At 54.4% G+C, this 16,228-nt stretch carries 9 protein-coding genes; 1 reads left to right on the forward strand and 8 read right to left on the reverse strand.

Annotation, left to right across the window (positions count from 1 at the left end; all coding sequences use genetic code 11):
• Window positions 1-5: 5 nt before the first annotated feature.
• Both OQ371_RS03070 and OQ371_RS03075 read right to left on the reverse strand, forming a co-directional pair.
• A complete protein-coding gene (locus OQ371_RS03070; protein WP_265992297.1) occupies window positions 6-986 on the reverse strand; it encodes a FecR family protein in 981 nt (326 codons plus the stop codon).
• Between the two features lie 84 nt (window positions 987-1,070).
• Window positions 1,071-1,688, reverse strand: coding sequence for an RNA polymerase sigma factor (locus tag OQ371_RS03075; protein ID WP_265992298.1), 618 nt, complete (start codon window positions 1,686-1,688; stop codon window positions 1,071-1,073).
• A 273-nt stretch (window positions 1,689-1,961) separates the two neighbouring features.
• Here OQ371_RS03075 and OQ371_RS03080 point away from each other — a divergent pair, with 273 nt between their 5' ends.
• Window positions 1,962-5,801, forward strand: coding sequence for a PVC-type heme-binding CxxCH protein (locus OQ371_RS03080; RefSeq protein ID WP_265992300.1), 3,840 nt, complete (start codon window positions 1,962-1,964; stop codon window positions 5,799-5,801).
• Window positions 5,802-5,817: 16 nt separating this feature from the next.
• Here the strand turns inward: OQ371_RS03080 and OQ371_RS03085 are convergent, their stop codons facing one another.
• The 6 genes from OQ371_RS03085 to OQ371_RS03110 all read right to left on the reverse strand — a co-directional run bounded on the left by OQ371_RS03085 (window position 5,818) and on the right by OQ371_RS03110 (window position 16,187).
• Window positions 5,818-7,326, reverse strand: a complete 1,509-nt coding sequence (locus OQ371_RS03085) for a glycosyl hydrolase (protein ID WP_265992301.1) — start codon at window positions 7,324-7,326, stop codon at window positions 5,818-5,820.
• A 72-nt stretch (window positions 7,327-7,398) separates the two neighbouring features.
• On the reverse strand, window positions 7,399-8,481 hold the full coding sequence (locus OQ371_RS03090) for an IPT/TIG domain-containing protein (protein WP_265992302.1): 1,083 nt from the start codon (window positions 8,479-8,481) through the stop codon (window positions 7,399-7,401).
• A 92-nt stretch (window positions 8,482-8,573) separates the two neighbouring features.
• On the reverse strand, window positions 8,574-10,142 hold the full coding sequence (locus OQ371_RS03095; RefSeq protein ID WP_265992303.1) for a RagB/SusD family nutrient uptake outer membrane protein: 1,569 nt from the start codon (window positions 10,140-10,142) through the stop codon (window positions 8,574-8,576).
• 99 nt (window positions 10,143-10,241) lie between these two features.
• Window positions 10,242-13,460: a SusC/RagA family TonB-linked outer membrane protein gene (locus OQ371_RS03100; protein WP_265992304.1), complete on the reverse strand. Its 3,219-nt coding sequence runs from the start codon at window positions 13,458-13,460 to the stop codon at window positions 10,242-10,244.
• 204 nt (window positions 13,461-13,664) lie between these two features.
• Window positions 13,665-15,446, reverse strand: coding sequence for an ATP-binding protein (locus OQ371_RS03105; protein WP_265992306.1), 1,782 nt, complete (start codon window positions 15,444-15,446; stop codon window positions 13,665-13,667).
• Window positions 15,447-15,539: 93 nt separating this feature from the next.
• The gene (locus OQ371_RS03110) at window positions 15,540-16,187 is read right to left on the reverse strand and encodes a response regulator transcription factor (protein ID WP_265992307.1); all 648 of its coding nucleotides are present in this window, start codon (window positions 16,185-16,187) and stop codon (window positions 15,540-15,542) included.
• Window positions 16,188-16,228: the final 41 nt, after the last annotated feature.

The raw sequence follows: 16,228 nt of genomic DNA on the forward strand, positions 1-16,228 counted from the left end.
GGGGTTTATTCTATGATAATATGGTTGGCTTTTCGGGTGATTTTCAGGTCGAACAGGGCCGAAAGCCCCTTCAGGATGGTGTTGGCGTCCTTACCCGGAATGGTACCCGTCACTTTCTGCTGCAGCAGGTCGCGGTCCCGGATTTCTACGTCCAACCCGTAGGTATCCTTCAGCAACTGGGCAACTTCGGTAAGGGTCGTGCCCTCGAAAATCAGCTTGTCCGTACGCCAGGATGATTGAGCCAGCGCGTTTACCCGTTTCTTGCAGAAGGCTTTCGTTTCGGTATCGGCAAAGAACATCTCGCCCGGCTTCATCTCCAGGTGGTTGGCCGGATTGTCAGCAACCCGCATCTGGATACGGCCTTCGTTCAGCACCACCTTGGTTTTTGTCTTTCGGGTATACACGTTGAAGCGCGTTCCCAGTACCTCAACGTTCATCTGCGTGGGCAGGTGAACCTGAAAACGCTGGTGATTTTGGGTGTGGACAACTTCAAAAAACGCTTCCCCTTCCACCCAGACTTCGCGGGGCTGATCGGCTTTCCAGTGCTCAAAATACCGGAGCGTGGTATTGCCGTTCATGGTCACCACCGACTGATCGGGCAGCACCACCCGGCGGGTCTGCCCAAAATCGGTATGCAGGGAAATGGGCGGGGGAGTGACAAACTGCCGGTAGAAAAACAGCGAGCCCGTCGCCAGCAGAATCAGCCCGACCGTAGCCGCAGCCATCCAGCGCCACAACGGTCGCAGCGGTCGAACGGACGCTTCTGCGGCATCTTGTTTACGGGCCTGAATCCGGCTGAAAAGGCGCTGGGCCTGCTGGCGTTCGACAACGTCCAGGTGCAGTTCGCCCGGATCGGCCAGATCCGTTTCCAGCAGGAGCTGCAACTGCCGCTGACCGTCCGTGGTTGCCAGATACCGCAACACCGACCGGGCTTCGTCAGAAGTGCATTCGTTTTGTAAATACTTCTGTAAAAGTTGTGTCTCCATTCAGGCGGCTTAGGAATAGTTCTACTCTTTCCTAAATAGATACACACTTCCTGACCGGAAGTATTATTCACCAAAGAAAAAATATTACGGGAGCAATAAATAAAACAGAATGGGCAGGATGCCTTCCAGATCGGCGTGTTTACTGAGGTAGTCTTTGAGGAACTTCGTGGCCTGCGAAAACTGGACTTTGACGGTATTGATCGAAACGGCCAGATGGCGAGCAACCTCTTCGTTGGTCATGCCGTTGAAGACCCGCAACCGGAACACGTTGGCCCGCTGCGGAGTCAGTTCCTGTATGCCCTTCTCCAAAATGGCCCGGTACTCCTGCAATTGAAAGGCATCGCTGGTTGTATCGTGCCCCAGCTTTTCCTCCACTTCGCAGGAAAGGTACTCCCAGATGGTTTCGTGATGATCCCGAATCACGTTGAGTACGTGATTTTTCATCGAAATCGACAAGAAGCTTTTGATGGCGTAGGTCTCGTTGAGGGCTTCGCGGTGCGCCCAGAGTTTAAGGAAAATATCCTGAACCGCATCCTCGGCCAGATCCGGGTTTTTCAGAAACTTGATACCGATGGCATACAGATGTTTGTAGTAACGGTAAAAAATCTCCTCAAAGGCCTGCTCGTCACCCGCTTTCAAGCGCAGGGCAACCTCCTTTTCAGCGTTCTGGCCCAGCCGAATGGGTAGTTTTCGAATCCGCATGAACTGGCCTTGAAAGTGGTTTTATTAAATAGAGAAAAGTTACTTACAAGTAGCTAATGTATACATTAAAATCGTACAATTCCAATAAAAAAATTTCCTTCTGGCGAAGTAATTTGTGGAAACGATGACTAAATACGGTTTGATCCACACCGGAAACCGTTTTCCTATCTTTACTGCTTGCCAGCTATATGCGCCCGTTCAATAAGTAGTTGTATAGAGGCTTCGCTCTTTCTTACAAAACCGGACGACAAATCGTCTTTTTCCTAAACCGTCATGAGATTCGTTTCGCTTCTTTTAGCCCTGTTTATTCTTTGTTCGGGCAGCGTTTTTATTCATTCACGCTACACTTCGCCGGGCGAACCACCACCGGGTGCAGCCAGTAAATTGCAAATCCGGCAGGACCTTAAAACCGGTACCCTATCGGTTTTTCGCGTTGGTGGTAAAACGCCAATTCTGGTTCAGAACGCCAGACCCGACTTCCGACCTTACATCCACCCCATCGCGGCCCCCGACGGCAAAGGGATTCTGACCGAATACAGCCCGGGCCACCACAAACACCAGACGGGTTTGTACTGGGGCTTCACGCGCGTCAACGGCCGGGATTACTTCCACCACCCGCAGGGTGACTACTGGCGCCGGGTTTCGGCCAAAGTGATTCAGGCCAGTGGTTCGGAAGTCAAGTGGCAGACCGTCTACGACCTGCTGGACGAAAAAGGGGTTGCCGTGTTGACCGAAACCCAAAACTGGTCGATGCGCGAGAAACAGGGCAAGTTCCTGCTGGACCTGGAATGGAAAGGCAAAGCCAACACCGATGTCACAATCGGCAAATACGATTACGGCGGTTTATTCCTGCGGATGCCCTGGCGGGAAGGCATCAAGGGCGAAGTGATCAACGCGGCCCGGCAGCGCAACGAAAAAGCCGAAGGCCAGCGCGCCATGTGGGTGGATGTTGGTATGCAGGTGGAAGGCCGGAACGACCTGGCCCACATCGCCATTTTCGATCACCCGGAAAACAAAGGGTATCCGCAAACCTGGCGCGTAGATAACCAGCTCGGCATCGGTCCGGCCCGCGCCCGAAACGGCGACTGGAAAATTGAGAAAGGCGATACCGAAGTGATTCGCCACCAGTTGGTAGTTTACACCGGAGAGCTGAACGATGTAAAACTGACCCAAACCTGGAGCGAGTTTACCGGCAATACTTCACTGTTCAACACGGCGACCCTCTGGGGACTGGCGCAGAAAGAGGGTCTGGAAGCCAAATTTCTGACGCCCGAAGAAGCCGTTAAAAGCATGACGCTCAAAGACGGTTATCAGGCCACCGTCTGGGCGTCGGAGCCAATGATTACCCAACCGATGGCCTTCTGCTGGGACGACCGCGGGCGGCTTTGGGTGGCCGAAAACCGGGATTACGAATCGCGCGGCTACGGGTTTTCCAAAGCCGGTAACAGCCGGATTCTGATTCTGGAAGACACCAACCACGACGGCGTGGCCGACAGCCAGAAAGTGTTTCTGGACAGCATCCCGTTCCCGGCGGCAATGGCCGTTGGCTTCGACGGTTTGTTTCTGGGTGCCCCCCCGAATCTGCTGTTTGTGCCGGATCGCAACGGCGACGACAAGGCTGACGTAAACAACATTGAAGTTCGGCTGACGGGCTGGGGCATCCGCGACCGGCACGAAACCCTGAACAGCCTGCACTGGGGACCCGACGGCTGGCTCTACGGCCTACAGGGTTTTGCAACCCCCTCGAAAGTGCGCAAGCCAGCAGGTAAAGGCAAGCTTTACAAACACAACGACCCGTTTCCCGAAGATATTCTGGAGGGCGAGGGCACGGACATTAACGGGGGCGTCTGGCGGTATCACCCCATCAAAGACCGGTTTGAGGTGGTGGCCCACGGTTTCAGCAACCCCTGGGGTATTGATTACAACGCCAAGGGGCAGCTCGTGATGACGGCCTGCGTTATTCCGCACCTCTGGCACGTTATTCCGGGCGGTATTTACCACCGGCAGGGCGGGCAGCACTTTAATCCGTACGTTTACGAAGACATCAAAACCATCACGGATCACAGCCACCGCTCGGCCCACGGTGGAGCGCGGGTGTACCAGTCCGATGCCTTCCCCCAATCGGAACAGGGACGGCTTTTCATGGCAAATATTCACGAACACGCCGTACTGTCGGACATTCTGGAGCCGAAAGGGTCGGGCTACGTCGGGCGCCACGGCGACGACTTTTTGCAGGCTAACAACGCCCAGTGGGTCGGTTTCAGCATGGAAATCGGGCCGGATGGCGGCCTTTACGTGCTCGATTGGCACGATGCCGACATTTGCGGCAAGGAAGTGCTCAACGGCGAAACGGGACGGATTTTCCGCGTTATGCCCAAAAACTCACTGGCCGAAAACTGGACCGGCCGGTATTCCGACCTCAACAAGGTGACCGATGCGCAACTGGTTAATCTGCAAACCAGCAAAAGCGACTGGCACGCCCGACGCGCCCGGATTATTCTGCAAAAACGGGCCGCCAAGGGCAAACTGGACGGACAGGCCCTCACGCAGCTCCGTCAGTTGTTTGAAACGAATCCAAATCCGGACCACCGGCTCAGAGCGATGTGGGCACTGCACATTACGGGCGGTTTTGACAGCAATGCGCTCGTGAAAGCCCTTGACGACCAGGACCCGTACGTTCGCGCCTGGGCCATTCAGTTGGTCTGTGAAGACCGGTCGGCCCCCGCATCGGCGCAGGAGAAATTCGTCCGGATGGCCCGCGAAGATCAGTCGCCCGTGGTGCGGCTCTACCTGGCGTCGGCCCTGCAACGGGTAGATGCCGAAACCGGCTGGAAACTGGCTGGCGAACTCATGCAACACGGCGAAGACAAAGGGGATCACAACCTGCCGAAGATGATCTGGTACGGGTTTGAACCGCTCGTTAAGCAAAACCCCGAACGGGCTCTGGCGATGGCCGCCCGTTGCGAGATTCCGATGGTAACCCGCTTCCTGGCCCGCCGAACGGTTGATGCCGATCAGATACCGGCGCTCGTCACGGCAATTGGCCGCTCCACGAAAACGCCAACCAGCCTGCTTGAGGGAATGCGTGACGGGTTGGAAGGTCGGTCTGATCTGGTAGCACCCACCAACTGGAAAACAGTTTACGCCAAACTAAAAGCCAATCCCAAAACGGCCTCACTCGCGCAGCAGGTGGCGCAGCAATTTGGGGACACCGAAACCGCCCGGCAATCGCTGGCAACCCTGAAAAACCAAAAAGCGCCCCTCGACCAGCGCCTGAAAGCGTTGAAATCCATTGCGGGGCAGCAACGGCCTGAACTGCTGACCGAATTTCCGGCTCTACTAAACGAACCCCAGTTGCGAACCGAAGTCATCCGGGCCGTTGCCGGTTACGACCACGAACCCCTGGGTGAACTGCTACTGGCCCGCTACCCGAATTTTAGCCCGGCCGATAAATTACAGGTCGTTCAAACGATGTCTTCCCGCCCGAAATACGGCTGGCAACTGACGCAGGCGCTGAAAACCAATAAAATTCAGAAGCGGGATGTGCCCACGTATGCCGCCCGGCAACTGCTCCGGGTGGTCGGCAGCGGTTTTGTTGAAGTATGGGGGCCAATCGAGCAGAACGGTATTGACGAGAAAGCCTACGGGCGGTACCAGAAACTGCTAACGGACCGGGCCCTGCTGGCGGCCAATACGACGAAAGGGCGGTTAGTGTTCCAGCGCACCTGCGGCCCCTGCCACAAAATGTACGGCGAAGGCGGTATCATCGGGCCGGATATCACGGGCTCCAACCGGGCTAATCTGGATTACCTGCTGAGCAATATTTTGAACCCGAGTGGCGAAATTCAGGACGATTACAAAATGGTGGTGATCACGACCCGCAACGGTCGGACGTATACGGGCAATATCGCCGGGGAAAACGAGCGGCAGGTGACGCTGCGGGTGGTTGGGCAAGACCCGGTAGTGCTGAATAAATCGGAGATTCAGTCGCGGGAAGTAACGCCGAATTCGATGATGCCCACCGGCCTGCTCGATGGGCTGACGGAAGGCGAAATCATTGACCTAATTGCATTCCTGCGCACCACCGAGCCGGTTAAACAGGCGAAAAAATAAGCCGGTCGGCACGGTTTCAGCGATTGGCCGAAACCGTGCCGCCGTTACCGCTCCATTGTCGCCAGTCGGGCAGTTCGTCGCGGGTAATCACGTCTTTGTCGGTATAGACGGCTTTCAGGTTCTCAACGGGTTGCTTTTTGATGTAATCTGCGCCGGTCCAGACCGAAAACCAGGACCACCAGCTACCGAAATCCCGAATTTTACCCGCATCCGGCAGGTTACCCGTCTCGGTTAAGGCCACCATCTTTTTGCCGTTGAAAGCCGTCTGCGCGTTGCCCCAGTTGCCGCTCAGGCTGGCCGTGGGATCGGTGTAGATATCGAGCCCTACGATGTCAACGTATTGATCGCCGGGATACCAATCGGGATGAATCGAATCTGTTCCGGCATACACCCAAATCAGGTTGTGCAGCTGGTGGTAGTTCGTCAGCCGGTCGTACAGCACCCGCCATAGCTCCTTGAACGGCTCCGCTCCCTTGGCTCCCCACCAGAACCAGCCGCCGGACGCTTCGTGCAGGGGCCGCCAGAGTACGGGCACATCGGCGGTCTGAAACTTCTTCAATTCTCCGGCGATCACGTCGATGTCGCGGAGCAGCAACTGATACCGTTCGCCCTGTTTGTCGGCCAGCACAGCGGCCAGGTCGAAGGTAGTCGCCCGGGTATAAAATCCGCTCCACCAGCGCTTATCGGGTTCTTCATCAATCAAATCCGTCGGTGCGTTCCAGTGCCACAACAGGCTGACGATGCCGCGCCCCTCCCCTTTTTTAGCCCAGGCAATGCAAGATTCGCTGGATCGAAGGGGAACAGCGCCACGCTGCATCCGGTTGGGCGAATAATCCATCAAATCAAAGGAGCCGATGGCGGGTTCTTTGCCGGTTTTCTCGAGAATGTACTCGACATCATCCTGCTGGCCGGAGATGACTTTGGTACCGTATTGATCAACCAAGTACGCAAACAAAGCGTTGGTCGATGCCGTTGCGCGGGCATCAACGAGTGTTTTGGCGGGTTTGGCAGGCGGCACCACGGTTGCGGGGCTGAGTTTCAGATTGTCAATGTGAAAATAACCCCAGCCCCGGAGAATTGTCACGGTATTCTGCCCGTTGCGCAGACGAAACAATCCCAGTTTGGCCGGACTAAACCCGGAGCTGGTCTGCTTGAGCGTACTGCTTCCTTTTTCACCGTTCACCTGAAAATCAACGCCTTTGTCGCCCATGGGTGACGCGTAGTCAACCGTTAGCTCATACAACCCGGCGGTGGCTCTGAAGGTCAGCGTCAGTTTGTCGGCGGCATCATCAAAACCCGACACGTAGCCGGTTCCGGAGAAACCGGCCAGGCGGGTGGCCACTTCCACACCGGATAACAGCCCGGTTTCAGCTTCAATCTGAACGGTTTTGGGGTTGGCCGGCGTCAGATCGGGTTCCGGGCTGGTGGAGGAAACGCACCCCAACAGGGCCGTCATAAGGACTAAAAACAGCCGTTTCTGCACCTTAAAAGCTCCCATCCGGGTGGTCCGTAAAACAAGTGCCATAGGAATGTATGGATACGAAAAGAGGCAAGTGTCACCCTGCCTCCTTCGCTTTACCGGTAGAATAATGAGTTTTTATTTAATCAGTACGATATCGTCGAAATAGAACGTCTCGTCCTGTTTATCCGGCCCTTGGATCCGGAAGCCAACTTGAGACAATTTCTTGCCAGCCGACCAGAAGTCGATGTCGGAAATTTTGAACTTGAAGTAATTCCAGACGCCGGCCTTCACGTCAATTTTGTTTTTGTCGTCGAAGTTGCCAAAACCGGCTTTGCTGGCGTCGGTGGTCAGGTACAGCGTGTAATCTGCCGAAGCTCCTTTGATCCAGCCGGAAACGTAGGTGTAGTCCGGTGAGTACGAAATGGCCGACGCAGACCAGTTGGCAAACGCGATCAGGTGCCAGTTGCCTTTCTGGTAGGTTTTACCGACCGAAGCCGTGCCCGATTTAAACTCTTTCGTTGATACGGCACCCGCATCCCCCCAGGAGCCATCGGCAAAACCGGTTCCGTAGGCATCCGTGAAAATCTGGTAAGCTCTGTCGATGTTCACCAGTTCCTGGGTGGTGCGCAGCAAACCCGTCCCGTTGGTGATGTCCAGTGTCGCGCGGCTTGCCGTCGTTGTGGGCATTTTCACGACCAGTTTACGTTTCTCCTTGGAAACCACCGTCGCCATGTCCGACGTGCCGGTCAGTTTCACCGAAACGACATCGTCCAGGTTGTTGCCCGTAATCGTGATTTCGGAATCCTTCCGGAAGTTGTAGTTCGAAATATCGGAAACCGTCGGATACGCCAGCACCCGCAACGGCACCGATACCGACCGCCCGGCGCTGTTGGTGAACGTGATGTTCTGCACACCCCCGACGACATCTTCCGGCACCCGGAAAATCAGCGCCTGATCGGTATTCAGCGTGGGCTGGAAACCGGCGGGTACGTTGTCTTTTTCGAAAACGATGGTGCGCATATCGCCCAGGCCCGAACCCGTCAGGGTGATCACCGTTCCAGCCGCTGCGGAGTCGGGGGCAATGGCGGCCGCCACGGGGGTACCCGCTTCGTACTGCGGACGCCCGTCGGTATCTTCTTCGCAGGAAGTCATCACAAAACCTGTTGCCAGCGTCAGGAATGACAAGCCCACCCATTGATTGAATTTATTGAATTTCATTGGAATCGCTAGTTTGGAAGAGACATGAGAGGTCAGAAGTGAGACAAGAGAATAATGAAGGCATCTTTCATCTCTTGTCTCCCAGCTTTTGCCTAGTTATAATACGGCACCGGATCTTTGCCCAGCTCGGGGTCCTGAACAATTTCGCCCGCCGGAATCGGCAGATACATCTTGTCTTCGGTGAAGTTGGTGATGTACGTCGGGTTGCCGGCCGATCCCCGGTTTTGCTTCTGGATCATTTCTTTCGCTTTGGCAAAGCCCTGACGCTGAATATCGTACCAGTAATCCCCCTCGAACGCAAACTCTACCCGGCGTTCGTGCAGAATCTGGTCCAGTGTCACCGAAGTCCGGGGCGCCAGACCGGCCCGGGCCCGAACGGCGTTCACCGCCTGCAACGCTTTCGCATCCGTGGTGGAAGCCGCACCGCCCAGGGTAGCTTCGGCGTAAATCAGCAGAATGTCGGCATAGCGCAGCAGCACGACGTTGTTGCCCGAGTTCTGACCCAGCACCGCATCGCCCCCGAAACTCTTGCCGGGACCGGCGAAGTACTTGGCAATGTTGGCGCGTGTCGGGCTCAGGCTACCCCCTTCTTCCGTCGGTTGCAGCGTGTCGTATTTAAATCCGTTGGCCATGAACGCGTTGTACTTGGGAGCGTTCACGCGTTGCGGCTTCCATTCCGGTTTCGTCCAGCCGTGTTCCATTACCGACCACTTCCGGCGCAAATCGCCAAATTCGTATTCTTTCAGCAGGTCCAGCGACGGTACGTACATTTCCCAGGCATCGGCTTCGGCCGTCCGCAGGGCGCTGGCTCCGCGATCCGGGTTTTTGATGTTACCGGTCCCCCAGGGGTCCTGTGCCAGTTGGTGCTGAATGGAGAATAACGATTCCGCGTTGTTGTTCATGCTCATTTTGGTGAACATGCCGTTGTAGTCATCCACGAGGGTGTATTTGCCGGAGTTGATCACTTCCTCGGCCTTCGCTTTGGCGTTCGCGTAATCTTTGTTGTACAGATGCAGCTTCGCCATCATGCCCTTCGCCGAGTATTTTGTCAAACGGCCCGGCACATCTGATTCCGGCAAACCGGCTTCGGCCAGTTGCAGTTCTTCCAGGGCAAACCGCATCACGTCTTTTTGCAGGTAACGCGGAATGTTGAAGTTGCCCGACAAAGCCGTTGCTCCCGGATCGGTGATGATCGGCGCGGCTCCCCAAGTGCGGGCGATGTAGAAATAGATCGTCCCCCGGATGAAGTGACATTCGGCAATGGCGGGATCGAGGTAGGCAGCTCCCCCACCGGCGGCTTTCTTCTCCTCAAACGTCTTGATCATCACGTTGGCGTACCCGATGATCTTGTAAAACGCCCCCCAAGTTGCCCCGATCCGTTCGGAGGCCGATGAAACCGTGAAGTTCAGGTAGTCGACATCGGTATAGGTAAACATGTTACCGGACATTACATCCCCGATGGCATCCTGCGCCCGGCTTTCGTAGTTCCGCCAGGGCAAACCGCTATAGAGTGTACTGGTTGCGGCCCGGACTTCCTCCGCGTTGTTGTAATAGTTGCCGGTTGTAGTGCCCGACAGCGAAGGCCGCTCGATGAAATCTTCTTTGCAGGAAGACAGCATCATCGCCGAAATCGCCAGGGCATATATGGGTTTTAATTTCATGACTTTTGCTATTGAGTGATTTAGCGAATTAGCGATTGAGGGACAAGCGTATGAGGGATAAAACTGGGCATCGCTCAACCACTAATTCGTTCAATAATTTTAGAACTGAACATTCGCGCCAATCGTAAACGTCCGCGGGTTCGGGTAGTGGCCCATGTCGACGTTCATCAGCTTGATGCTGTTGTTGAACGAGCCAATTTCCGGGTCGTAACCTGAGTACTTCGTGAAGGTTTTCAGGTTCTGGATGGAGCCGTAAATCCGCAGGTTCGTCATTTTTACCTTACTCAGGATGTTTCTCGGAATCCGGTACCCCAGCGTGATGTTCTGAATCCGCCAGTACGAAGCGTCTTCTACGTAGCGATCCGACATGGCCGTGTTGTTTTTGTTGGTCGTTGTAAACCGGGGCAGTGCACCATCCGTGTTGGTTTCGGTGTAGCGGTCGGTTACGGTCCGCATCTGGTTCGACCAGGCGTTGTTCAGACCTTCCAGCTGCCAGCGCAGGAAGTTGTACGCCTTGGCGCCCTGGCTGCCCTGCAAAAAGATCGAGAAATCAATATCTCTGTAATTCAACGAGTTGGTCAAACCCCAGGTAAATTTCGGAAGCGGACTGCCGATGAGAGTCAGGTCGTTGGCGTCAATTTTGCCGTCACCGTTGATATCCTTGTAGCGAATATCGCCCAGCCAGGTTTCGTTCTGATTCACCTTGTAACCAAACTGCGGCAAGCTCTGATCCAGTTCAGCCTGCGTCCGGAACAACCCGTCTGTTACCAAACCCCAGAATGAACCCACCGGGTTGCCGGGCGTCGTGTGCGTAATCAGGTAGTTGTTGTAGTACACTTTCCCGTCGAGCGCCGAAGCTGCACTGGCCGCCCGGTCGTAGGTATTCTTGAAGTGCGTAAACACCGCGTTGGTTTTCCAGGTGAAATCGCCCTTCTTGATGTTGGTCGTCGTAATACCGATGTCCACCCCGGTGTTGGTCATCTGACCGGCGTTGCCCAGCGGAGCTTTCAGATCATCCCACTGGTCGCCCACCCCGATCAGGTTCGGGCCGGTCAGGAAGATAATCATGTCGGACGTTACTTTCTTGTAGACGTCGATCGTTGCATCGATGCGGCCGTTCAGGAAGCCCAGATCAACCCCGGCGTTGGCGGTTCTGACCGACTCCCATTTCAGGTTGGGGTTCGGAATACCGTTGATCATGTTGGACGAGCCAAAGCCGACCGGGCCGGAGAAAAACTGAACCGCACCCACGTAAGCCGGGTTTGGCGCACCGCCCGGGAAGTTCTGGTTACCCACCGTTCCGTAACCAACCCGTAGTTTGGCAAAGTTCAGGACGTTTGCAACGCTTCCTTTCATGAATTTCTCGTTTGAAATCGTCCAGCCCGCCGACACGCCCGGGAAATAGCCCCAGCGGTTGTTCGGACCGAAGTTCGACGAACCATCGGCGCGGAAACTGGCCGAAAGCGAATAGCGATCATCAAAGGTGTAGTTGGCGCGGGCAAACCAGGATTCCATCGCCCAGTGGCCTTTGCCACCGCTCAATCCCCAGGTAGTCTGATCGGAGCTACCGGTGTTGAGGTCAAAAATGTTGGCCTGCAAATCCACTTTGGTGCCCGAAATAGACTGGTAGTACGAGGTTTGCGCCTGGTGGCCCACTGTCGCCTGAATACCGTGTTTGCCGACGTATTTGTTGTAGCTCAGGTAGTTCGTCAACGACCAGTAGTAGCTGTCCGAGCGCGAATCGATTAGTTTGCTCCGGAACGACGTTCCACCCACGTTCCCGGATTTCTGGAATGCGATGTTGTTATCCTGCCCCAGCGAATACGACAATTCGTTGCGCAGCGACAGGTCTTTCATCAGTTGCAGTTCGGCGTAGAGGCTACCAAAGACGTTGTTCGAAGTTTTGGTGTTGCCCCGGTACTGGCTGTTTCCAACCAGGTTGGAGTTACTGTATTGCACCCCGCCAACCGTCTGGCCACCACCCCAGGAACCGTCCAGGTTTTTCACCGGAACCAACGGGCTCGTTACGGCCCCCCACCAGATCGTACCTTCGGCGGCATCGGCCAGCGATACATCCTGAATGCTGCGGGATACGTTGGCGCTTATCCCAACTTTGGCCCAGCTTTTCAACTGATTGTCCAGACTGAAGCGGGATGAATACCGTTTGAAGTTGGAGCCAAGCAGAATTCCCTTGTTATCGAAGTAGTTCAGCGACAGGTAGTACGTCGTTTTGTCTTTTCCACCCGAAAAACTCAACTGGTGGTTGTTGATCGCTCCGCGCTGGAACATGGCATCCTGCCAGTCGGTTCCGCGGCCCAGCAAATCCGGATTCTTGAACTCGTCGGCTACCGGGTTGCCAATGATTGGCAGCACTTCGTTTTGATAGCGGGCAAAGTCCCGAAGGTCCATCAGGTCCAGCTTTCTGGCCACTTCCGACACCCCGGTGTACATTTCGTAGTTGATCTTGCCTTCGCCCTGCTTTCCTTTTTTGGTGGTCACCAGAATAACCCCGTTGGCCGCCTGCGAACCGTAAATAGCCTGAGCGGAAGCGTCTTTCAGTACGTCGATCGACTCAATGTCGTTCGGGTTCAGCATGGCCATGACGCTGTTACCGGTTTGACCGTCGCCCCCGCCCAGCCCCGCGTACCCGCTGCTGGATGACGTGTTTCCACCCACAAACGGTACGCCGTCGATGACAAACAGCGGGTCGTTGCTGTTGATGGACGTTACCCCGCGAACCTTCACCGAAACCCCGCCACCCGGCTGCCCCCCATTGCTGGTTACCGTTACCCCGGCGGCTTTCCCTTGAAGTAACTGGTCAACCCCGGCCGCCGGAATGTCTTTCAGCTCCGTTGCTTTTACCGTCGTGATTGAAGACGTTACGTCCGAACGCTTGGCGGTACCGTAACCGATAACGACAACCTCATCGAGAGATTGGTCATTGGCCAGCAGCGTAATGGTCAGGTTCGTCCGGTTGCCCACCTGAACTTCCTGCGTTTTCATCCCGATAAACGAGATGACCAGCACGTTATTTCCGTCAGGCATGTTGATCGTGAACCGGCCTTCAGCGTCCGTTGTGGTGCCCTGCGTCGTGCCCTTAACAGACACCGTCGCACCCGGAAGCGTATTGCCTTTCTCGTCGGAAACCACCCCTTTGACCAGGGCGTTCACATCGGATTTTCCGACGTTCGCATTTTTCAGTGACGCCATCACCACCGGAGTTTTCGCCGGAACGGTGACGGTATTGGTTCGGGTCTGCGCGTGGACGGCCGTCCAGTAGCTCAGCACCAAAACCCCCGAAAGCACATGTTTTATCATAAGTATTGGAAAAAAGGGACAAAAATTGGGCTACTCTCCAAAGAGCAAAAGCCGGAGAGCGCTGGATAAAAAATCAAGTTTTTATGATTGCGTATAATTTATACAAGTCGGAGGTTCCAAGGTTGGAGCAACCTTACCGACGGATAAGGAAGTTAATTCGGCATAGCCTATAAGCGTTGATTAAGGGTTTAGGATTACATTTTATCAGACAACAGCCTGGCTTAAACTCTTGACCAGTTTCTGCATGGGCAGCGAAATCATGACCGACGTTCCCTTGCCGGGTTCGCTCTGCCACATGACCTGTCCGCCCAGGTACGCAATTCGCGATTTAATGTTGGCAATACCGTTGCCCTTCGCGGGATCGGTTTCAAAATTTCCACCTTTCCCATCATCGTCAACGCTGATCAGAACGGCTTCGTCGTTCGCCATCATTTGCACGGTAATGAATTCGGCTTCAGCGTGTTTTAGGGCATTGTTCAGCAACTCCTGCACAACCCGATAAATCATCACCGATGCTTCGTCACCCAGATCCGGAACCTCGCCGTAATGCTCGAGCGTCAAGGCGGTTTCGTTCACCAGATTCAGTTTCTGCACCAAGTCTTCAAGCGCCGGAATCAGCCCGAAAGTCGACAAAGCGTAGGGACGCAAATCACTGGAAATCAAACGGGTTTCAGTGCAGGCTTCGTCCAGAAACTGGTTCAGCGGCTCCTTCACCGACAAGGGCAACTGTTCCTGATGCGCTTCCACAAACAGCTTGATTCGGGACAACTGAATGCCCAGGCCGTCGTGCAGATCCCGGGCAATCCGACTCCGCTCACTTTCCTGCCCCTCAATCATGGCCTGCAACGATTTCAATTCCAAATCCCGAATCTGCTGCTGTGCAATAACCGTTTGTTGATGATTAATTAATTTCTGCTGCCGCCGTCCAAAGATGAGCGCAAAAACGCCCAGTACGCTGATCAGCAACCCGCCCGCCAGCATCAGATTAAGCATGTGCTGATGACGGCTTTGTTCTTCTACCAGTTTCTTTTCAACGGCCAGCGTCTTCACCTGGCTGTCGAGTTCCTGCAAACGGATACTTTTAGTTTGCTCCGAATAGTAAAACTGATTCGTAAAGTCCAACGTTTTCAGGGCACTTTCGTACGCCTTTTTGTAGTCTCCCTTGTGGGAATAACTGTCGGCGGTATGCCGCGATAATTCCCGCATCATGGCCACATTCTTCTCCTGCTCCGATAATTGATAGCTTTTTCGGTAAGCCGCAATGGCTTCGTCCGAATGATCTCTAAACTGCTCGACCAACCCTAAGTAAAAGTAATTCAGCGCGATCAGCCAGTTGATGTCCAGTCGTTGCGACAGGACCAGACTCCGGCTTGCAAAATACTGCGCTGAATCCGGCTGTTTATTCCGTAAATACGTATTTGCCAGTAAGTTCTGGGCGTAAGCCTGGGAATAATCCTGCTTGTAAAGCGCACTCATCTGCTCGGTTTGGCGCAATCCGGTAATGAGACTTTTGGGAATTGATTCTTTTTTTTGAGCCAGATTCGCAAAGGCCAGCCGACACTCAATGACTTTCGGACCGTTGCTGGTTCGTTTAAAATACTGAAGTGCTTTGCTCAGGTACTCCCGGGCGTACGGTTGCATGAATACGTCCTGCGTGTAGTAGTCGCCAATCTTGATATGAACATTGTAATACCCCAGTGAATCGCCCCGCAGGTGGAAGTACTTCATCCCGTTGAAGAAAGCATCCAGCGTATACTTGTTGTAACCGTACTGCTGGTGATAAAGTCCCCCCAGGTACTCATACGATTGGGCTAACTTTCCGTACTCCTGGTTTTGCACCAACTGCCGGATCTGGTTTTTGACGCTGTCAATGGAAGCCACTTCCGATCGGGCCTGCACTTTTGGCCATAAGCTGCTAACCACCAGGAGCAACACCGTGCTCAGGTATTCTTTTCGCAACCGCCTGTACCGTAGAAATGCCCCCATTGAATTTCGTAATCCCAAAAAGTAAGCTTTGTACCTAAAGTCTATAAAACCTATTGATATATGTTTTTATTGTATACCGAAACAATCCTTTTTTTAATCAATACACTGCATTTCCATTGCCGTTTTAATCAGCAGCGCGGTATTCGGAACGCTGAATTTCATGAGCAGGCTACTGCGATGAAACTCAATGGCTTTCACACTGACAAACAACTGCGTGGCCATCTGTTGCGTGGTCAGCCCCTGCGCAATGAGCGTCAGCACTTCCGACTCGCGGGGCGTCAGGTTGGGTTTCAAACCCGTGTTTCCGCCCGGCTTCCGGCTCTTCGGTTCATCGTGCAGCAGAATATTCGTGACGGTTTCGTTAAAGTACGGTTTTCCGTCGTGGACCGTCCGGATGGCCTGTAATAACTCGACTTTAGTGGTGTTCTTCAGCAGGTACCCACGCGCCCCTTTCTTTACCACCCGTTTGATCAGACTGGCATCGTCGTGCATCGTCAGCGCAATCACCCGGGTGTTGGTATACGTGCGGGTGATGTGTTCGCAAAGTGCCAGTCCGTCCTCTATCCGCGGAAACGAAATATCCAGTAAAACCACGTCAATTGGCGCACCATTTAACTGCCCGACCACCGACGACACATCAAAACACCGCGCCGTTACTTCGATCTCGGAAGAACCGGAAATAAGCGCTGCGATCCCTTCAACAAACACATTGTGGTCATCCGCAATCAATACTCGTATCATCAATTCGTTTCCTTTATCAACACTGGACGCCAAGGGAGATT

This window comes from Larkinella insperata, assembly GCF_026248825.1.
Taxonomy (GTDB): Bacteria; Bacteroidota; Bacteroidia; order Cytophagales; family Spirosomataceae; genus Larkinella; species Larkinella insperata.

Excerpts from the sequence above, each read along its gene's own strand:
- OQ371_RS03105 (WP_265992306.1), bottom strand. The coding sequence starts at position 15,446 with ATGGGGGCATTTCTACGGTACAGGCGGTTGCGAAAAGAATACCTGAGC.
- OQ371_RS03070 (WP_265992297.1), bottom strand. The coding sequence starts at position 986 with ATGGAGACACAACTTTTACAGAAGTATTTACAAAACGAATGCACTTCT.
- OQ371_RS03095 (WP_265992303.1), bottom strand. The coding sequence starts at position 10,142 with ATGAAATTAAAACCCATATATGCCCTGGCGATTTCGGCGATGATGCTG.
- OQ371_RS03075 (WP_265992298.1), bottom strand. The coding sequence starts at position 1,688 with ATGCGGATTCGAAAACTACCCATTCGGCTGGGCCAGAACGCTGAAAAG.
- OQ371_RS03085 (WP_265992301.1), bottom strand. The coding sequence starts at position 7,326 with ATGGCACTTGTTTTACGGACCACCCGGATGGGAGCTTTTAAGGTGCAG.
- OQ371_RS03080 (WP_265992300.1), top strand. The coding sequence starts at position 1,962 with ATGAGATTCGTTTCGCTTCTTTTAGCCCTGTTTATTCTTTGTTCGGGC.
- OQ371_RS03100 (WP_265992304.1), bottom strand. The coding sequence starts at position 13,460 with ATGATAAAACATGTGCTTTCGGGGGTTTTGGTGCTGAGCTACTGGACG.
- OQ371_RS03090 (WP_265992302.1), bottom strand. The coding sequence starts at position 8,481 with ATGAAATTCAATAAATTCAATCAATGGGTGGGCTTGTCATTCCTGACG.
- OQ371_RS03110 (WP_265992307.1), bottom strand. The coding sequence starts at position 16,187 with ATGATACGAGTATTGATTGCGGATGACCACAATGTGTTTGTTGAAGGG.